This window comes from Paenibacillus sp. J31P13 (assembly GCF_056269295.1).
Genome location: NZ_JBWDNR010000013.1, coordinates 1 through 19,463, shown reverse-complemented (window position 1 = coordinate 19,463; position 19,463 = coordinate 1). Strand labels below are relative to the sequence as shown.

Below are 19,463 nucleotides of genomic sequence, written 5' to 3'. Positions count from 1 at the left end.
AAAGGAGAGGCATGAATGGGTCTCGGATCAAAATGGTATCGAAAGACGTTATTAACCGTCACGGGAATTCCGCTTGTGGAGAAGCTTTCCACAACATATGGCAAAGGACTTGCCAGCAGATTTATTGCTGGGGACACGCTTGAAGAGGCGTTGGATGAAGTAGAGAAGCTTCAAAAGCTTGGCATCATGAGCACGCTGGATCATCTAGGAGAAGGCATTCAAAAACTGAGCGAAGCCTCCGATTACAAAGACCAGTATGTAAAGCTGCTCGACGGCATCGCTGCTCGCAAAATAAACGCTAATGTTTCGCTTAAGCCGACTCAAATGGGTCTCGCACTCGATCAAAGCGCTTGCCTCTCCAATATTAGAGAAGTCGTGAAAGGTGCTAGACGCTCACGGAATTTCGTCCGCATTGACATGGAGAATACGCCATATACCCAAGCTACCCTAGATATCGTGAGGCGGCTCCATGATGAGGGATTAACGAATGTCGGAACTGTCCTGCAGGCCTATTTATTTCGAACGGAGCAGGACGCAAAGGATTTGCTTCGAGAGCGTGTGAATCTTAGACTAGTCAAAGGCGCTTATAAGGAGGCCGACCATGTCGCTTATCAGAATCCATCAGAAGTTATCGCAAGCTTCAAAAGAATGATTCAGCTTCATTTGGATAGTGGAGTCTATACCGCAATCGCCTCACATGATGATCATATTATCAAATGGGTGAAGGGATACGCGGCTTCAAAAGGACTTTCAAAAGATGCATTTGAATTCCAAATGCTTTACGGGCTTCGCATGAATGAGCAAGCGCGGCTCGCAAAGGAAGGCTATCGCATTCGATGCTATGTTCCCTATGGGATCATGTGGTATCCCTACTTCACTCGACGCCTTGCCGAGAAGCCAGCCAATCTCATGCTGGTGGTCAAAAATATGTCTATTTTTAAGCGCTAAGGCAGCTGTATAGCAGCCTTAGCGTTTTTTCTTCACTCATCATAGCCTACTGCTTCATCGAATGCTCTTATTTGAAAAGTCCCACGAATGGGATAATAGATTTAATGACGCCCATGCCCATATTAACCATAGGCCATGCTTTTTTCATAAATTGCATAACACCGCCGAAGCCTCCGCCTCCAAAGCTTCCAAAACCCCCACCAAATCCTTGATTGCCGATTGCTTGCGGATTTACGTTTCCAAAGGGTCCTTGGCCAAAAGGGCCGGGATTGAAAGAGCCGGGAGCAAAGGGGCCAACCCCTCCAAAATTTTCAACGGGAGATCCGAATTCCGGTAAAATCGCAGATATTCTTGCTCTTTTCTGTTTTCGGGAGGAAGAAGATCTTAGTTTTCCTTTCCCCTTTTTTCCAGAGAGAATCAATTGTCCCTTTTCGACGCCCATAATTCTTCCGACATAAAAGCTCCCGTTATTAAGCTCAACACAAACGGGATGACCTATCATCATTCTAGCCTGCTCACTTAACTTTTTTTGTTTTTTAAGCATGGCGGTCTCCTTTCTAGTATTGTTTTACAACTTATTCTGATCATTTTCTCGTTGCTTGTACTTTTGACCGTATAACTGTCTTCATATTTAAAAATATACATAGTAAACCGTTCGTTTTCTTTACGCAAAAAAAAGAAGCTCATCCTAATGAAGGACGGCTTCTAATATGATTAGATCTATAGTTAGGCTGGTGGTTTCTGCTATATAAAATAATTTTTAATTTCTTTTGAAATAACGAAGCATTAAAAATAAGAAATAAGGAGCCCCTAGTAAGGTGACTAGCATGCCTGAAGGAATTTCCGTCGGCGCCAGCACCGTTCGGCCGATGGTGTCCGTCAGTACGAGCAGCAGAGCACCAAACAAACTCGATAGAACAATAGATCGACGCGTATGATGACCAACCAGAATACGTACCGCATGAGGCACAATCAAGCCAATAAACCCAACAGTTCCGACAGCCGCCACAGCTCCAGCAGCAAGCAGCACGCCAACTAACATCGATGCCAACCTAACCTTTCGAACTGCCAAGCCCATCCCTGTAGAGCTCTGATCATCAAATGCCAGCAGATCGAATCTGCGACCGAGATAAAGCGCAACAGGCAAAAGCACAATAAGAAAGATTGAAATCATTTTGAACTGCTCCCATGTTCGTCCATACGTGGAGCCGGTCAACCAGACATAACCAGTGCTGCCCCAAAGGGAACCTCTTACAATCAATGCTTGAATGCCTGCCGATCCAAAAGCAGACACTGCAATGCCAAGCAAGATTAATACAGATGGATTAAGGCCTTTACGCCATGCAAGCAGAAATACACAAGAGGCTGCAGCTAATCCGCCTAACATAGCGGCAAGCGGCATAAAGCCCACAGGTATCTGCGGCCAAGCGATCAAAACAAGCATAGCACCAAAGCCTGCACCTGAAGTCACACCAATAATGGATGCATCTGCAAGCGGATTACGTACAGCCGCTTGTATAAGGACACCGCTAACCGCTAATGCGATACCTGCCCCAGCAGCAACCAGCGTTCGCGGCAGCCTCAAATTAAGGAGCACAGAGTAGGATGACGCATCATCTGTTCCAAAGAGACTGGCAAACAATTCTTTCAACGGAATTTTAGTGCCGCCCTGCGTCATGCTGACCAGTATAAGAGAAAAGACGACTAGAGTGATAACCAATGCAAAACGGGTGAAATTTATGATTATCGGTCTTCTGCCAATATTCATCTGTCCTGTCGTGCCCGATAGTCCCTTCATTTTCTTTAAAACAAGCCATACTAAGCATGGAGCCCCAATAATCGCCATAACGGCACCAATCGGCATTTCTCCAAGACTGCTCCTCACAACCCGAGACAACACATCCGCTGTTGTAATTAATATCGCACCCCAAAGAGCGGCACCCGGAATGAGCCAAACATGGTTACGTAATCCAATTAGCCGTATGAGATGCGGAGCAACCAGCCCAACGAAGCCAATCGGACCCACAACGCTTACAACTACGGACGCAATCAAAACGCTCAAGGCAAGCCCTATGAATCGAGTCAAATCGACTTTCTGCCCTAATGAGCGCGCAGTAGCTTCATCCAGATCAAGCACATCGAACGACTTGCTGAACAAAATAGCGGCTATCAAAATGCCAACTACCCACGGCCATGCATAGAATACACCGTCCCAATCTACCTGCACTAAGCTGCCAGCGCCCCATAGAAACAAGTTTTGAGTCTCTGTAGCTTTGAATATATGTATGGCTCTTGTGAAGGATTCAATGACCAAAGATACAATCATGCCTGCTAGTGCCAGCCGAATAGGACTAGACTTCCTTCCCCCACCGAGGAAATAAGCAAGGATCGAGGCTATTGTACCGCCCAGTGCTGCAAAAAAGAGCGGTGAAGTCGATAAAATGGCAGGAAAGAAGGCTGTTCCAAGTACAACCATAAAGTAAGCGCCAGAGTTAATGCCCAGCGTATCCGTTGAAGCGAGCGGATTTTTTGTAATCGTCTGCAGCAGCACCCCCGCCGAGGCTAGACCTGCTCCAGCTAGAACGCCCAGGATCGTTCTTGGCATCCTTAGGTCCCAAATAATATTATGATCAGGCAAGTTTTGTCTGTGAAACAGTGCTTCGACGACTGTATCCATTTGAATCGTTGCCTCGCCAAAACAAAGACTGACAAATAAAAGAACAAAGAGGGCAGCAATGCCGCCCCCAAATACGCCCAACAATCTCCAGGTCAGCTGTGAAGTACTCATTTCGTTAACGAAGCAACTACGCGTTCAACGAGTGTTTTAGAGGAGAGCGGTCCACCAAAGGTCCAGGTATTGCCATCAATCCCATAGGTCCGCTTTTCTTTCACAAAATTCAGGCCATTCCAAATGGAATTGTCCTTGAGCGGTTCGCCGAATACATTATCATTTGGTTGGGTGATGTAGATAAAATTCACATCTTGTATGGCGGGCAGCGCTTCGATTGTCGAAGTCGTAAATCCGTATTTTTCAAACTTTTCCGATTTCCAATTGTTCTTAAGGCCAATGCGATCCAAAGTTTGTGAGACAGTTGACGTGTCCGTAAACATGCGTAAGGTTATCGCATTTTGATAAGTGAACGCTTGTGTAATGGCATAGTTCGAATCCGATTTCCCTGCTGCTGCAAGCTTGGCTTTCGCATCCGCATAGAATTGATCCAAATCAGACAAAACCTTCTTTGCCTCGTCTGTCTTACCTGTAGCAGCGGCAATGGTGTTTAAGATATTCTCCATTTCTGAATAGGAATCACCAGCGTCCGGATACGGGTCAAATTCAACGGTTGGAGCAATGGCATTCAATTGGTCGTAAATGGCTGCATTATTGTCTTTATTTGAAATGATAAGATCAGGCTTCAAAGCAGCGATAGTCTCCAGATTGGGTTCCCAGCGCAAGCCAACATCCGTAACGTCCGGTCCAAGTGCAGCTTCTGGTGTAACCCAATTCGTGTATTCAACGTTATCTGCATTTCCTACTGGTTGAATGCCGAGTGCAATGACACTTTCGGTGAACATCCATTCAAGTGTAATGACGCGCTTCGCTGGTTTATCAAGCACAGTCTCTCCCTTGGCATGCTTGATCGTTATAGGACCTTCTGCAGGAGCCTCAGTTGCCGATGAGTCGGTTGATGAAGGCTTGTTGCTCTCCTTCGAATTACCATTGTTTGAATTGCCGCATCCAGCGGCTGCTAGCATAACTACTAAAAATAGCGTGAACATATGTATAGACTTCTTCATCGTTTCAATATCCCCCTGATTATTTATAGGATGACAACTAATGATATTGATTATCATTATCTATCACATTCTGAATGATAATCGTTCTCGATGACAATGTCAACAAAATATTATTTATTCATATTTAAAGAAACAACGCATTTAAACACAAAAAAGAAGCAGCGCTTATTAAGCGCTGCTTCTTTGCTACATTTTAAATTGAACGTCTATTATTCTCCGCCCATGAATACATAACGGCCAATGATCAGCACCGCTAAAATCCACATGAGCCAATGAATTTTATATTTGCCTTTGCCCGTTAGGTTACCAACCGTTGCAAGCAACACATACGATACGATACCGAAAGAGATACCGTTAGCAATGTTGTAAGTAAGCGGCATGAACGCAAGCGTTAGGAATGAAGGAATGGCATAGACCATATCAGAGAAATCAATCTCTTTGATGGATTGCATCATCAGCACGCCTACAATGATAAGCGCAGCAGCTGTTGCCGCGGTCGGAACGAGCGCCACGATTGGCGACAAGAAGATCGCAAGAATGAAACAAATACCTGTTGTTACAGCTGTAAGTCCTGTACGTCCGCCTTGTGCAACACCAGCGGAGCTTTCAACGAATGCTGTAACTGTACTTGTACCAAGAACCGCGCCGCCGCTGACGCCGATTGCATCAACGAACATCGCTTTACCGATACGCTTCTTGCCTTCCTCCGGATTTTTCATGTAGCCGGCACGAGTTGCTGTACCTACAAGCGTTCCAAAGGTATCAAACATTTCAACGAATGTGAATGTTAGAATAACCGTTACCAACCCGACTTCAAAGACACCCGCAAAATCAAAGTGCCAGAAGTTCATTTTAGAGAAATCAGGTACCCATGTTTGACCTGAGAATGTCTTTTTTACATCAACATGGCCAATAAGAATGGAAATAACCGTCGTACCCAAAATTCCGAATAGGATTGCGCCAGGTACGCGCAGAACCATTAGAACTCCAATAAGAAGAAGCGCGATAACTGTAAGAACTACCGTCTCATTATGGAAGCTTCCGAGCTGTATAACAGTTTCGGAACCGCTGACTGGCGTAAACTTACCAGCTTGAATATCTGTAAAGCTCGAAACTGCAATCGTCATAACGCCGCTTGTTTTCAAGCCAATAATCGTGATGAACAAACCAATACCGACTGTTATCGCATGCTTTAGGCTGTCTGGAACAGCTGTAATCAGCATTTGGCGAATTTGAGTCAGTGTCAAAATAAGAAAGATAATACCTGAGATAAAGACTGCCGTAAGACCCATTGCAGGGGAGATCGGTTTATCCGTCGCCGCCGAAGCAATAACGACTGATGCGAAGTACGCATTAAGTCCCATACCTGGTGCAAGTGCTACAGGGAAGTTAATGAAAAGCCCCATTGCGATTGTGAAGATACCGGCTGCAAGCGCCGTTGCAAGAAATACTGCTGTCCAGTCTAACCCAGCTGGTGTGAGTATGATTGGATTGACGGCCAATATGTATGCCATCGTCATGAAAGTCGTCAGCCCCGCCATAATCTCCGTTCTGACATTTGTTCCGTGTTCCTTTAAGCGAAAGAAACGTTCCATTTTGATTACTAACCTCCCAAAATTGTGGTGGAACAAACAAATAGCCTAGAAAAAAATGCAATAAACGCATTTCTCCTAGGCTCTGCAAAAAGGGGAAAAGTATACTCGCTATATCATAGCAAGCTTCTCCGCCAATTTCGTAGCCTAGTCATTTACGGTGACCGAGTAGAGACTCTCAAGCCGATTCTTGAGATTATACGAAAAAATATGCTGTTGTTGTTTTCCGTTTTTAATTCTATAAAGACAGACCTATTTTGTCAATAACTTTTACGAACGTTATCGACAAATTTCGCTGCTAATATTCGCCTTTGAAAATAAGTTAACTTTTTATGGATAAATTTTATAGATAAAGCTTTAAGCCCTACGGGCGTAAGCAAAGATATTATTGGAAAAACATATAAGATCTCTCCCTTATATCGCTTTAGCTTAACCCTTAAATTGGAGTATTCATTAGAAGCTCATTTATTTCGACATGAAGTGCTGGTTTTGAAACCGTGCTTCTTTTTTTTGCATATTACATTTTTAACATTTTTTGTTTGACAAATGAATCCGGATAGATTAGATTAAATGTATCAAATAGATATATCTAAATGATATATAAAGGGGATGCAAGCATGATTGAACACGTTACATTAGGAATGCTCATGCAGGGTCAAATGAGCGGCTATGATATAAAAAAAATAACAGAGCAGTCCATCGGGATTTTTTACAAAATGAGCTATGGCAGCCTTTACCCCGCTCTTAAGCGGCTTGTTGACAGCAACTGGGTAACAGAAGAAGAAACCAATAACAGTAAAAACAAAAAGCTGTACGCCATTACAGATGAAGGTCGGAAGCAATTTCTAATCTGGCTGCGCGAGCCTCTGCAAGCGAATAAAAAAGAATATCTTATCAAAATATTCTTTTACGATTATTTAGACGAACCGACAAGAAAACAAAATCTCACCATGTACCAGCAGGCTCTTGAACGAAATATCGCACAGCTCGAAGCCGTACAATCCATCGTCTCTAAGGAACTAGCCGGGCTTGAGAATAAAGACGATTATTATTACCGCGTTTCCGTTATGCATTACGGCCTGGATTTTTTCAAAATGGAATATGAGTGGTTCAAACAAATTAGCGATAAAGGGGCATTTTAAATGAAAACGACGAACAGCTTTAACGTAAAGAGACCTTATCTAGTTGTGATCTTGATCGAGCTTATGCTCATGATTTTTGTTGCTGGAGGCAGTGCCTATGTATCCATTGCTGAACTTACACATCCGCTCGCTCCCTTCTACGGCTTTATTCCGATCGCGCTTTTCCTTCTGATCTATTTATCAGCCAAGAAAAGATGGCAGACGTTTTATTTTGACGGTTTGTCGAAGCTAACAAAGAGACAATGGTTAGAGTATCTGCCATTATTGTTGGTTCTAGTTGTTCTGTTTATCGCGAATCACGGGTTTCAAGAAGCGTCCTTCTCCTTTTTTGCCTACATGCTGTTTTCTCAAATTTTTCTAGTTGGTTTTGTGGAAGAGGTCTTGTTCCGTGGAATCATCCTTCGTGTTCTCCAATCAAAGGGTACTTCCTATGCAATCATAGGTTCCAGCGTTTTGTTCGGTGTAACACATGCACTGCAGGCGCTTAGCGGTCAATCCTTGCAAAATACGATTTTGCAAATTGTGTACGCCTTTATTGTTGGATTTGTACTGGCGCTGCTCGTTTCGAGAAACCGCGCCATTCTTCTGACGATCCTCTTCCACGGCTTGCATAACTTCCTTAATTTCACTGGAAACGAGCCTAGCACTCACCTCTATGACTACATCGTACTCGCTATCCTTACCGCTCAATTGATATGGCTTCTTGCTTCAGGAAATAAAAATCATAACCTTAGCAGCAGCAGTGTGCATGCATAGAAAAAAGGACTGGAGCGTTGAAGAATCAACGCGTCCAGTCCTTTTGTTTTTAGAATGACTATTCCCACTCAATTGTTGCTGGTGGTTTCGAAGTTACGTCATAGACAATACGGTTTACGTTGTCTACTTCGTTAACGATACGAACAGAGATTTTTTCAAGCACATCCCAAGGGATACGAGCCCCCCCTCACTTGGTTATATTTTCGATAAAGGAAAGGAAATATCAAATACAGTTCCTTTTCCTACTTCACTTTTCACATTGATATTTCCCAACATACCTTTTATGAAGCTGTATGATACCATCATCCCAAGACCAGTACCTTTATCTTTGTTAGAATAATATGGCATTCCTAGACGACTAATTTGGTCATTTGTCATTCCTATTCCAGTATCGCTAATGGAGAGGATCACCTCATTGTTTCTCCTATAAGCTTCAATTTTAAGTACCCCTTTCTTATCTTCCATCGCTTCTAAACCATTTTTTGCAATGTTAATGATGCTTTGCCTTAGCTTTTTCCGATCACCTAAAACTAACAAATTATTGTCATATTTCATCTTTACTTCTGCACCTATAAGATTTCCAAGGGATGTTAACACATTACAAATGTATTGAATTTCCTCACCTATATCCAATTTTTCTACTACCTCAGGATAAGGTTTTGCTAATGATAGGTAATCATTAATGATTTCCTCCGCACGATCAATTTCTTCTAAACAAATTCCTCCGTACATCTGTTTTTTGTCAGGATTTAGTTCTGTTTGAGTAAGTAGTTGAATAAATCCTCTAACTGTGGTCAGCGGATTTCTAATTTCATGTGCAACGGAAGCTGAAATAACACTTGCGATGTTCATTTTTTCTGAAAACATTAATTCTTTTTTTAGTTCAGCGTTTCTTCTAATAGATTCAATTATGTATACAGCTAAGCCCATGAATAAACTTTGAACAATATAAAACATAAAAGCAGATAGGAGATTATAATCAGAATCAATAATTAGAATACTTGATATGCCAATCATTTTACAAACAAAAGAAAGTATAAAGGATGTGAGAATTTTATTAATTAAACTATATGAATGATATTTTTTTGATAAAGATATAATTACCATGAATGATATAGTAGAGGAAATTAAATTTAAATAAGCGCCTGTGCCGCCAATCATAAAACGAACACTAATAAGGGAGAAAAATAACATGATGGAAATTTTGGAGTTTCCATAAAAACAACCCAATATCAAAGGAATAAGTCTAAGATCAAATATTAAACCTTTTACTTCTACAGGAGGAAAGTACATACATAAAATCATTGGGGTGGCAAATAAAAAAAAGATGACTACGTTTTTTAAAGCTTTTTTCTCATTCATCTTTTCATGAATTGTAAATTGATAAAAAATTAATGGGAACAATATAAAGAAAATATTAAGTAGAAACTTGCTTAATTCATAGTTAAATCCCATAAACTCGCACCTCTTATAAGTAACATAGCCTATCTCCTAATAATTACGGGTTAAAGTTTGTTCGGCAGGAGTCATTCCCTAACTTTGCAGAAAGATTATACCATGTACTTTCAATTTTGCATTCAAATTAATACTTTGCTATATCCAAGTAATGATGTCATTAAATACAAAACCAGATGTAGGAAAAAATCCTCATCTGGTTTTTGCATGTTCGCTTAGACGCTCTATTTCACACTGCGTAGCTTCTATTTCATTGATTTTAGTCATAAAAAAACTCCCTTCTATTTGCAATAAAACGCAAATAAAAGAGAGTGAATTTTGATACTCTATTGTTGCAGGTGTACATGGAATCTCAATATCATCAACGCTGTAAGCCTTTATGTATCAAGGCTTCCGGGCGATTGACGACATTAATTATTTCCCGCCTATTCCCACTCAATTGTTGCTGGTGGTTTCGAAGTTACGTCGTAGACAATACGGTTTACGTTGTCTACTTCGTTAACGATACGAACAGAGATTTTTTCAAGCACATCCCAAGGGATACGAGCCCAGTCTGCTGTCATACCGTCGATTGAAGTTACCGCACGGATACCGACTGTGTACGAGTACGTACGAGCATCGCCCATTACGCCTACGCTCTTCATGTTCGGAAGCGCAGTGAAATACTGCCAAATTTCACGATCAAGACCAGCTTTTGCAATCTCATCACGAAGAATAGCATCGGATTCACGTACAATATGCAGCTTGTCCTCTGTTACTTCGCCAAGCACACGGATAGCAAGACCCGGACCTGGGAACGGCTGACGCCATACGATCGCTTCTGGAAGGCCGCATTCCTCGCCCACTTTACGAACCTCATCCTTGAACAGCGCTTTAAGAGGCTCAATAAGCTTGAACTTAATATCCTCTGGCAAGCCGCCGACATTATGATGTGATTTGATGGTTTGAGCTGTAGCTGTGCCGCTCTCTACGATATCCGTGTAAAGCGTGCCTTGTGCCAAGAATTCATAGTCAGCCAATTTGTCCGACTCTTCTTGGAAGGAGTATATAAATTCATTACCGATAATTTTACGTTTTTGCTCGGGATCGTCTACACCTTTAAGTTTGCTTAGGAAACGTTCTTGCGCATCGATTTTGATAACCTGCATATCGAATTTGCCAACGAAAGTTTCCATAACGCCCTCTGCTTCTCCTTTGCGGAGCAAGCCGTGGTCGATGAACATACAAGTAAGCTGATCGCCGATTGCTTTGTGAAGCAGAATCGCTACAACAGAAGAATCTACACCGCCGGAAAGCGCGCATAGTACCTTTTTGTCGCCAACTTCATTACGAATATCTTGGATGGCATCCTCAATGAACGACTCCATCGTCCAATTGCCGTCGCAATCACAAACATTGTAAAGGAAGTTGCGAATCATTTCATTACCGAACTCCGAGTGACGAACCTCTGGGTGGAATTGAACGCCATAGAACTTCCGATCTCTGTCGCTCATTGCTGCGATTGGCGCATGATCCGTGCTTGCGTCTACTTGGAAGCCCGCTGGCAGTGTCACTACGTGATCGCCATGGCTCATCCAAACCGTTTGAACTTTATCAAGTCCGAACGAAATTTGGCTGCCTTCAACAAATTCAACCTCAGCTTTGCCGTACTCACGTTTGCCAGCGCGCTCTACTTTACCTTCAAGCATATGCGACATAAGCTGCATACCGTAGCAAATACCGAAAATTGGAATATTCAGCTCATAAATCGCAGGATCTACAAGCGGTGAATTTTCTTCATAAACGCTAGCCGGTCCTCCCGAGAATACGATACCCTTAGGCTGTAATTCACGGATCCGTTCTGCCGGCGTGTTATAAGGCAAAAGCTCGCTGTATACGCCCAAATCACGAATACGGCGTGCAATTAGTTGGTTATACTGTCCTCCAAAATCAAGAACAACGATGATTTCATTCTGTTTAGTCATTACCGAGCCTCCCTCAATAGATGTAGTAATTATATATAAGCCCCTTTGAGAGAGTCAAGGCGAATCAAAGGGAATCGCTTGGATAAATCAGTAAAAGGCTAAATTAAGGCGCATTTCTGCGCCCTAACTCGCCTAGTGCCCGCTCGATTATTTAGGTGTTTTAAGCGAAATATCACGTTTTTGCGACTTCTTATTCTTCTCGGCTGCTGATGCGGTTGCCTTGATCACCGTTTTTTTGTCCAGCACGCGAATGACACTGCGCAGTGCTGCCGGCTTCGGCGCTCCCGCCCAAATGCCGGGTGCCGCGAATTCCGCTTCCAAGGTCCAGCTCGTCAGCTGACGCAGCGCATCCTGCTGCTCTGCCGTAAGCGCCGGTTCTGCGGCGCTTGCGTATTCGCGCGCTGTTTGCAGCGGCGCGCGTTTTCCTATGCGCCGATGCAAAAGCGGTGCATGCGCTGCAACGACAGCGATAAAGCTGGCGCGCGGTGAGGCGGTATCGCCGCGGCCGCGTGCTTTGGCTTGGCGCGGCGACAGCTCGGCTGTGCCGACGAGCTCTGCGACGTCGGCATAGGCCGCGCCATAGCGGCGCAGTGCTAGTGCGAGGCGGAGCCGCTGGTGCTGCGCCGCAGCAACTGCAGCGGCAGCGAGCGCTAGCGCAGCTGCGCCTGCAAGGGCTACAGCGGCGGGCGATGCCGCCGCTGCGCTCTTGGCGGCGCTCTGCGCCGCTTGCGCGAGGGCGTTGCCTCCGCGCTTCACGGCATCGGCTGCCGCCTCTGCCCAAGCCGCGAGGCTCGCGAAGCCGCCCTCGCCAGAGCCTAATGCTCCGCTGGCTTTGCCCGCTCCGCTACCCACATCCGCTCCTCCTATCGCGGATGTACCGTTCCCGCCGTCTGCTAATCCGGCGGACGCTACTTCCTCTACGCCGCTGAATCCCGGCGTTGGATCAAAGGGCACCCAGCCTGCGCCCTTGAAGTAAACCTCAACCCAAGCATGCGCATCTGAACTGCGCACCTCATAATTAATCAGCTTAGCACTGGAACCAAGATCATTGCCGCCACTCAAGCTAACTGTACGGTCCCCAACCTCCGTGCCGGGGGTAAATCCCTTCACCCATCTAGCGGGAATGCCCTGCGACCGAAGCAGCACCACCATTGCGCTTGAGAAATGAACGCAATAGCCCTGACGCTGCTCGAATAAGAAATGGTCAACAAAGTCACTGCCCTCCGGCGGTACCGCGCTGTTCTCCAGCGTATAGGTGTAGCTGCCTTTCAAAAAGTTTTCAATTGCTTTTACACGGTCATATTGGCTCGTTACCCCGCCGCCTGCCACCTCAGCCGCTAATGCAATTACTCGGCTCGGCACCGTCGAAGGAAGCTGCAAATAAGGCTCAAGCTCCGCTTGAAGCTTCTCTTCGGCAACCATTGCTTCCTCATCCGTCGTGCCTTGATCTGTCGAAATATGATTATTCATTACTGAATCGTCGTTTAAAGCGCGTAACTGCGCCTCATCCGTCACCGCCAGCAGACTTTCAACGGTGTAACGCTCCAGCTTTGCATCCTCAGATTGTGCGTATAAGGAGTCTGTCTCCTTATTGTACACATAGCTGTTCAGCTTCCGACGCGGATCAGCAGCAATCAGCTCCGTTGCTTTGCCAAACAACCCTGATGAGAATAATGGCATAGCTGCTGTTGGATTTGACCAAACAACCGATTGACGAATAACTGGTCCTAGCTGCACATTTCCTGCCGCCGTCGCAGCATGTGCAACAGCAGTGCCATTGGAACTGCGAATCGGCATGAGTACGCCAGTGCTCTCATCCCCGCTCCAGCCCCGCCCATCATATATAGACTTTGATTCGCCGCGCCAATAAGCTTTAACCGTAGAGCTCCCTACGAAAACAACCGAATTATTTTGGCTCATTGAAGCGCCGAGCTCACTATCATCAAATCCATAGCCCGAAAAAGCTCTGCCTAGCCCCAAGCTAACCTTCTGTCCCATCACGCTAACAGAACTCTTGTCATTAGCGAGAGAGATGACAGCTCCTTCTAAACGATCCGTTATGGCGGATGTCCAATTCGGCGGCGGCATCGCACTGTCTCTCCCGTTCGCGAACAAAAGTCCGCAGCCGAGAATCGTCAAGATAACAAACGCAGACCCCGACAACCAGCGCATGTCCAATCCCTTCAGCTTGCCTAGACCGTTCTCAAAAATACGCTGTACTCTCGGAACGCTAACAATAGCGCCTAGCAGCAGCCCTTCCACAACCGCTCTCATCACTCCGCCGAGCACATCAAATCCCAGCCATATATGCAGCCCAATTAAATAGAGAATGGTAATGCAAGCAATGCTAAGAGCAGTTTGTCGCATCCATAGAAGTGCCTGAAGTGCCGGGGCCAGCATTGCCCAACCTGCAAATAGCAACAGTGTTCGAAGCTCCCCTGACATCGCCCAAAGACCATTTTCCATCATCAACAAAATATGATCCTTAAGCATCATCGGAAATTGAAAGAGCCACTGCAAATGGCTCTGCTCGGTGCCATTGTAAAGCCACATGAGACTTAGCACGCACAAAACGATATTCATGATGAGCGTAACAGCCACCGGCAGCCGGAATAAGCCTCCCAGCATGATGCAAGCAATCACAAGCAGCAGCGGGCCCGGATGATAGATGCCAGACCACTCACCATTCCCTACCCAAGGCAGCAGCCACTCTGCAAGCAGTCCGTACAGCAATATGCTCGTTATAAACCGGTATAGGAAGGACTCCTCTTGCGACTCCATCTGAGCCTTTGCAGTAACTCCCAAGGGGTTCTTCTCTCTAGAGCCAACCTTCGTACCTTCACTGCGATGCTTGTTCATTCATGCTCCCTCCTTCCTCAGTGTAAGGAAGAGCATTCATGCTCGTGGGAACATGCAGCCATGTTACCTTAACATCGCCTCTTTCCAGCCACTTCTGCTGCTCACGCATAGCAAAAGAAGGCACGCTGCTGCGTGTGACGATAAACAGCTCCATTCGACAGCCCTGCTCCGCAGCAAAGCCAGCCAGCTCGCCCCAGCTTCTGCCGCCTCTCCAGTCCGCCGTAAAGACGAGTATGGTTCCGCCTTGAGTCAGCACGTAATTGCCTTTGGCTAAACCTCCTGCAAGGGAGCCAGCACCCTCAGCTCGCAGCAAAGCCATTCTATGAAGCAGCTCAGAGACATTTTCTCCCTGCTCATTTACCCCGAATTCATTCTCACTGTTCCCTTGATTTTGCGATTGTGCTGTTTCTGTTTGCCCCCACAGCAGCGTAACTGCGCTGCCAAAAGCTGCTGCTTGCTGAACAGCAAGCGAAGCCCAGCCGACACAGGCGTCAAATAAACGATCATCACCGTCATAGGCCGCAGCCATGGTATCGACTGCAATGAAAGTTTTTAGAGGCTGCTCTAAGGAATGTACCTTTGTATGCAGACCTCTGCCCTTGGCTGCGCTTCGCCAGTCTAAGTGACGAAGCGAATCTCCTTCTCTATAAGGACGGTTATCCGGACCCAAGCCGGCGGCTCTCACAGCTGCTGTTATTTCCTCGCGTCCAGCTTCTCCGCGATAATCCAGTGCAGCTCCTGCTATCGGCATTCCTAATGAATGAGACGAAACAGCACCCTTTTGTCTCATAGGCTCCCAGTGCTCAGCGGATGGCAGGCCTGGCAAAACAACAAACTCTGATTGGGTTTCAATTTTACGATGAACAGCTGTTAGACCAAGCCAATCTCCTACCGTAATAGACACCGGGCCAAACGGATGACGTCCGCGACGCAGCTTATACAACGTGTAGTGAACAGTCGCTTCCTTCCGAAGCACAGGGAGCAGTACCTTTCGAAAGCCAATCCTGTGGTTTGATGCAGAACTGTCATTTACCGTTTCATCACGTACAGCCAGCCATACGAGCGGAATCAGATAAGAGCGCATCAACGTCAGCTGCACCTCAATGCAGCCGCCTTCCCGAGTGTCTTGACGTGATAAAACGCGTACTGCGCTAATACCTCCAGCAGCTATTACCGGTGCCATCCCGCTAATTGCGATAATGATGCTTAACACCACTGCTAGAAACCATTCTACTGCGCCTCCACGCAGCATTACGGCTGCCAAACTGCAGCCCCAACCTATAGCAATAAAGGACCATGCGACCCATCTTGTTCGGTAAATGCTGTTAAGCTGACTCTCATCCGACTTCAAAGTTTCTTTTTCTTGCAAAGACTTTGAATCAGCCTGCCCGCTAATATACGGATTATCAGTCAGCCCTTCCTGCTGAAGCCCCTCATCCTGCGAAAATAAATTCATTGGCGCTTCCTGCTTCCAAAGCCGCTTCCAGCTGCTGCTGGCAAAGGACATTCACGAATCGTTTGTCTAATAACGGCAGCCGCGTCTGCGCCGCTCGCAGCAGCGCTGTAACGAAGCGATAGTCGGTGAGGCAGAACCGCTTGGGACGTTGCCAGCAAATCATCAGGAATCGCATAGCAGCGGCCTTCTATGTAGGCATTTGCTTGCGAGGCTCTCAGCCAATCACGCAAAGCTCGCGGACTCAGCCCCAGCAGCACTTCGGGTGCGCGGCGCGTAGCATCAGCGACCTGAACCATATATTCCAGCAATGCAGGGTGCATATGCGTTTGTCTTGCCTCTGCCTGCATCTGGAGCCATTCCTCCGTCGCAATAACAGGTCTTAGCCGCTCGGGCTCAATACGATTGCCTCCCGCATATTGCTCTAGCATCCGTTTCTCTTCCACCGATCCGGGATAGCCAATGGTCAGCCTCATCATAAAGCGATCCAGTTGAGCCTCCGGCAGCGTATTCGTCCCCTCAAAGCTGAGCGGGTTCTGCGTCGCAATCAGCATAAAAGGAACCGGCAGTCTGCGGGTCTTCCCTTCTACCGTTACGCGTCTCTCTTCCATAGCCTCCAAAAGAGCAGATTGCGTGCGCGGAGAGGTCCGATTAATCTCATCTGCGAGCACGACGTTTCCCATAATAGGACCGGGACGATAAACGAGCTCACTCGTACGAGCATCCAGCACAACACCTCCGACAATATCAGCCGGCATCATATCAGATGTAAACTGAATTCTTTTAAAATCGCCTCCGACAGCTCTAGCGAATGCTTGCGCAAGCAAAGTTTTGCCTACACCCGGCACATCCTCCAGCAGCACATGGCCGCCAGCCAACAATGCGGTCAGTGTATTTTTAATCACATCCTGCTTGCCTAGCAATACACTCTCTACCTTCACTAGCAATCGATGCAGCAGCACCTGCGGTGCTTCCGGCCAATGACTATAACGATCTTCTTTCGCTTCATCTGAGAATTGGGGAGTAATCATCGTATAATTCGCCTCCTGAAAAATAAATCTATCTATTTTTCAGTTTCCCCAGCTTTCTCTCACTTTAGACCTGCTAGAAACTCTTTCTATAGCTACGTTAACCAAATTTCGCGCTGCTGATCGTTATATACGAAGCTAGTAATGCTAATACCGATTTTTTGTAGCGTGGCGCGTATCGGAATAACGGTTTCGGTTATTTTCAAATCTGCAAGCTCTCCAATCCATTCCACTAGCCGCAACTTGGACACCTCTATGGCGCCTTTGTTCAATCTATACTCACCCGGTTTAAGCTCCAATTTCCCCTCGCCGCGATGTAAAATGAGAGAAGGCTGCTCCTTCAGCATGGCCTTTTCGCTAAGCTTCTCAGAAAACACTGCAAGCTGCTTGGCTTGTTTGTCCGTAACCTTTGCCCTTTCCCACTTTAAGCTGTCAGCAACACGGAACTGAATAGGTTCTATTTTTTCAGTCAGCGGAGCAAAGGTATAGCCTTTTTCCTTATAATATTTAATAATTGCAGGCAAAGCTTTAACCGATTCCTCATGACCGGTGCCGTCATGCATCAGCACAACAAGCTTATTAACGAGGCTCGAACCTTTGATCATGGTCAAAATTTCCGAAGCAGGAACATTTTTTCTTTTGGAGTCGCCGCTGTCCACGTTCCAGTCATGCACCTGATAGCCTGCTGCAGCCATCGCGTTGAAATAGCCTTGATCAAAATTTCGATACGTACCGCCCGGCGCTCGAAAAAGGTTTGTTTTGATGCCAACTGTCTCATAGATCGCCTCATCGGTTTTCATCACTTGATTGGAGAACTCAGCAAAACTGCCGTATACGCTAGCATATTTATGATTAAACGTATGATTGCCCATGAAATGACCAGCCTCGATAATCCGTTTCGACAATTTCGGTTGCTTCAGCACCTGCTCTCCCAGAACAAAAAACGTCGCCTTAATGTTTTCCTTCTCCAATATTTCCAGCACTTGCTCTGTGTTTTTGCTAGGCCCATCGTCAAAGGTTAAATAAACAATCTTTTCTTTCTCTTTCGAAAGCTTCGTTTCATCTCTATTATTTTGTACTTTAGAGGATGCGTTAATAGGCTTATTAGACTCCAATTGATCATCCAGTTCATAGGATAGTTGATTGTTTTGCCCCACTATCCGCCCTTCTGCATAGGTAATAGCACTCGCAAGCAGAGGTTCTTTTTCAGAAACAGAAAAAATAGTAGGAGCAGATTTTGCCTCTACCTTATCTAATTCTCGCAACATATCTCCCTTATACGCCGCAGGTCCTCCTGCTCCAAATTGGAATAAACCAAACCATATAACGATTGCACAAACCGCTGCTCGCAACATTTTTTGCCGCATTACTTCTGCCACCCTTCTCTAACTTCCAATATTCCAGCGTCCATTCTGGTAACTGATAAATTATATGAGTGGTCTCTCTAGTAAATGTCTTACACTAACAAATTCTATTTATTTTCCTTTTATCTCATCTCATAGGATCAATAATGTTTCCGTACTGAATTAATATTGGTTCAGTATGAGTTCAGTACTAGTTCAGTACTAGTTCAGTACTAGTTCAGTACTAGTTCAGTACTGGTTCAATCTTGGTTTAGTAGTGGTTTTATATTGGTTTTATATTGGTTTTATATTAGTTCAATAATGTTTCCTTACCGGTTCAATAATGTTTCAGAATCCGTTTATTAGAGTGTGTTCCTTCCACTAACCTAGCTTTTTTAGTATCACTTTTAGAAACTAATTAGAATTTTCCCGCATGAGTTCGCTCATTAGTGGCAGTTTTTGAAACTAACCTTCCTATTTCCACTTCAATCTCTCTAATTTGTGCCATTAATTTCAATATACGAAACTATTACATCAAATAAAAAATTCAAATTTCATTTAGCTGCAAGATCTGAAACTAACCAGTAGTTGACTTAGTGTCCCCACCATTTTGTTGTCAACGTTTTATTTTTCAATTTATGCGACGGTTGTTTATCACTTAACCAGTTCAATTACGCGACAAAACAAATGTAATGTTCCAACACAGTTCAATAGAGAGTCTTCCATCCACTAACCTAGCTTTTTTAGTATCACTTTTAGAAACTAATTAGAATTTTCCCGCATGAGTTCGCTCATTAGTGGCAGTTTTTGAAACTAATCTTCCTATTTCCACTTCAATCTCTCTAATTTGTGCCATTAATTTCAATATACGAAACTATTACATCAAATAAAAAATTCAAATTTCATTTAGCTGCAAGATCTGAAACTAACCAGTAGTTGACTTAGTGTCCCCACCGTTGTGCTGTCATAGTTTTATAGATTTATGCGAGAAAACAATTAGTTACTGGTTGGGTAAGGTGGTTTGTTGGTTTGTTGGTTTGTTGGTTTGTTGGTTTGTTGGTTTGTTGGTTTGTTGGTTTGTTGGTTTGTTGGTTTGTTGGTTTGTTGGTTTGTTGGTTTGTTGGTTTG

13 protein-coding genes, 1 pseudogene and 1 riboswitch are annotated in these 19,463 nt (G+C 45.1%); of the genes and pseudogenes, 3 read left to right on the top strand and 11 right to left on the bottom strand.

Annotated elements, in window-relative coordinates:
- Positions 1 to 15: 15 nt before the first annotated feature.
- Positions 16 to 948, top strand: a complete 933-nt coding sequence (locus AC0YOD_RS25880; RefSeq protein ID WP_475802233.1) for a proline dehydrogenase family protein — start codon at positions 16 to 18, stop codon at positions 946 to 948.
- Positions 949 to 1,015: 67 nt separating this feature from the next.
- Here AC0YOD_RS25880 and AC0YOD_RS25875 read toward each other — a convergent pair whose 3' ends face one another.
- From AC0YOD_RS25875 to AC0YOD_RS25860, 4 genes are all read right to left on the bottom strand, one after another.
- The gene (locus tag AC0YOD_RS25875; RefSeq protein WP_475802232.1) at positions 1,016 to 1,492 is read right to left on the bottom strand and encodes a hypothetical protein; all 477 of its coding nucleotides are present in this window, start codon (positions 1,490 to 1,492) and stop codon (positions 1,016 to 1,018) included.
- Positions 1,493 to 1,708: 216 nt separating this feature from the next.
- Positions 1,709 to 3,736, bottom strand: coding sequence for an iron ABC transporter permease (locus AC0YOD_RS25870; protein ID WP_475802231.1), 2,028 nt, complete (start codon positions 3,734 to 3,736; stop codon positions 1,709 to 1,711).
- Complete coding sequence (locus AC0YOD_RS25865) at positions 3,733 to 4,743, bottom strand: ABC transporter substrate-binding protein (protein WP_475802230.1); 1,011 nt, start codon at positions 4,741 to 4,743, stop codon at positions 3,733 to 3,735. The genes AC0YOD_RS25870 and AC0YOD_RS25865 overlap by 4 nt, the downstream gene beginning before the upstream one ends.
- A gap of 209 nt (positions 4,744 to 4,952) precedes the next feature.
- Entirely contained in the window at positions 4,953 to 6,338 is a 1,386-nt protein-coding gene (locus tag AC0YOD_RS25860) for an NCS2 family permease (RefSeq protein ID WP_475802229.1), read from the bottom strand.
- Between the two features lie 120 nt (positions 6,339 to 6,458).
- A riboswitch (purine riboswitch) is annotated at positions 6,459 to 6,559 on the bottom strand.
- A gap of 393 nt (positions 6,560 to 6,952) precedes the next feature.
- Between AC0YOD_RS25860 and AC0YOD_RS25855 the strand changes: the two genes are divergently transcribed.
- Both AC0YOD_RS25855 and AC0YOD_RS25850 read left to right on the top strand, forming a co-directional pair.
- Positions 6,953 to 7,477, top strand: a complete 525-nt coding sequence (locus AC0YOD_RS25855) for a PadR family transcriptional regulator (protein WP_475802228.1) — start codon at positions 6,953 to 6,955, stop codon at positions 7,475 to 7,477.
- Positions 7,478 to 8,233 carry a lysostaphin resistance A-like protein gene (locus AC0YOD_RS25850; RefSeq protein WP_475802227.1) on the top strand — a complete coding sequence of 252 codons (756 nt, stop codon included), beginning with the start codon at positions 7,478 to 7,480 and terminating at the stop codon, positions 8,231 to 8,233.
- Positions 8,234 to 8,291: 58 nt separating this feature from the next.
- Here the strand turns inward: AC0YOD_RS25850 and AC0YOD_RS25845 are convergent.
- From AC0YOD_RS25845 to AC0YOD_RS25815, 7 genes and pseudogenes are all read right to left on the bottom strand, one after another.
- Positions 8,292 to 8,414, bottom strand: a pseudogene (locus AC0YOD_RS25845) (GMP synthase (glutamine-hydrolyzing)); the annotation flags it as partial.
- A 14-nt stretch (positions 8,415 to 8,428) separates the two neighbouring features.
- Positions 8,429 to 9,688 (bottom strand): ATP-binding protein, encoded by a 1,260-nt coding sequence (locus AC0YOD_RS25840; RefSeq protein ID WP_475802226.1) that lies wholly within the window; start codon positions 9,686 to 9,688, stop codon positions 8,429 to 8,431.
- Between the two features lie 425 nt (positions 9,689 to 10,113).
- On the bottom strand, positions 10,114 to 11,652 hold the full coding sequence (gene guaA, locus AC0YOD_RS25835) for a glutamine-hydrolyzing GMP synthase (protein WP_475802225.1): 1,539 nt from the start codon (positions 11,650 to 11,652) through the stop codon (positions 10,114 to 10,116).
- A gap of 147 nt (positions 11,653 to 11,799) precedes the next feature.
- Positions 11,800 to 14,511, bottom strand: coding sequence for a transglutaminase-like domain-containing protein (locus AC0YOD_RS25830; RefSeq protein WP_475802224.1), 2,712 nt, complete (start codon positions 14,509 to 14,511; stop codon positions 11,800 to 11,802).
- Entirely contained in the window at positions 14,492 to 16,018 is a 1,527-nt protein-coding gene (locus tag AC0YOD_RS25825) for a DUF58 domain-containing protein (RefSeq protein WP_475802223.1), read from the bottom strand. The genes AC0YOD_RS25830 and AC0YOD_RS25825 overlap by 20 nt, the downstream gene beginning before the upstream one ends.
- Positions 15,964 to 16,995 (bottom strand): AAA family ATPase, encoded by a 1,032-nt coding sequence (locus AC0YOD_RS25820; RefSeq protein ID WP_475802222.1) that lies wholly within the window; start codon positions 16,993 to 16,995, stop codon positions 15,964 to 15,966. Before AC0YOD_RS25820 ends, AC0YOD_RS25825 begins: the two co-directional genes overlap by 55 nt.
- A 92-nt stretch (positions 16,996 to 17,087) precedes the next feature.
- Positions 17,088 to 18,359 carry a polysaccharide deacetylase family protein gene (locus tag AC0YOD_RS25815; protein ID WP_475802221.1) on the bottom strand — a complete coding sequence of 424 codons (1,272 nt, stop codon included), beginning with the start codon at positions 18,357 to 18,359 and terminating at the stop codon, positions 17,088 to 17,090.
- Between the last annotated feature and the right edge of the window lie 1,104 nt (positions 18,360 to 19,463).

Excerpts from the sequence above, each read along its gene's own strand:
- AC0YOD_RS25840 (WP_475802226.1), bottom strand. The coding sequence starts at position 9,688 with ATGGGATTTAACTATGAATTAAGCAAGTTTCTACTTAATATTTTCTTT.
- AC0YOD_RS25815 (WP_475802221.1), bottom strand. The coding sequence starts at position 18,359 with ATGCGGCAAAAAATGTTGCGAGCAGCGGTTTGTGCAATCGTTATATGG.
- AC0YOD_RS25880 (WP_475802233.1), top strand. The coding sequence starts at position 16 with ATGGGTCTCGGATCAAAATGGTATCGAAAGACGTTATTAACCGTCACG.
- AC0YOD_RS25850 (WP_475802227.1), top strand. The coding sequence starts at position 7,478 with ATGAAAACGACGAACAGCTTTAACGTAAAGAGACCTTATCTAGTTGTG.
- AC0YOD_RS25825 (WP_475802223.1), bottom strand. The coding sequence starts at position 16,018 with ATGTCCTTTGCCAGCAGCAGCTGGAAGCGGCTTTGGAAGCAGGAAGCG.
- guaA (WP_475802225.1), bottom strand. The coding sequence starts at position 11,652 with ATGACTAAACAGAATGAAATCATCGTTGTTCTTGATTTTGGAGGACAG.
- AC0YOD_RS25830 (WP_475802224.1), bottom strand. The coding sequence starts at position 14,511 with ATGAACAAGCATCGCAGTGAAGGTACGAAGGTTGGCTCTAGAGAGAAG.
- AC0YOD_RS25820 (WP_475802222.1), bottom strand. The coding sequence starts at position 16,995 with ATGATTACTCCCCAATTCTCAGATGAAGCGAAAGAAGATCGTTATAGT.
- AC0YOD_RS25860 (WP_475802229.1), bottom strand. The coding sequence starts at position 6,338 with ATGGAACGTTTCTTTCGCTTAAAGGAACACGGAACAAATGTCAGAACG.
- AC0YOD_RS25855 (WP_475802228.1), top strand. The coding sequence starts at position 6,953 with ATGATTGAACACGTTACATTAGGAATGCTCATGCAGGGTCAAATGAGC.
- AC0YOD_RS25870 (WP_475802231.1), bottom strand. The coding sequence starts at position 3,736 with ATGAGTACTTCACAGCTGACCTGGAGATTGTTGGGCGTATTTGGGGGC.
- AC0YOD_RS25875 (WP_475802232.1), bottom strand. The coding sequence starts at position 1,492 with ATGCTTAAAAAACAAAAAAAGTTAAGTGAGCAGGCTAGAATGATGATA.
- AC0YOD_RS25865 (WP_475802230.1), bottom strand. The coding sequence starts at position 4,743 with ATGAAGAAGTCTATACATATGTTCACGCTATTTTTAGTAGTTATGCTA.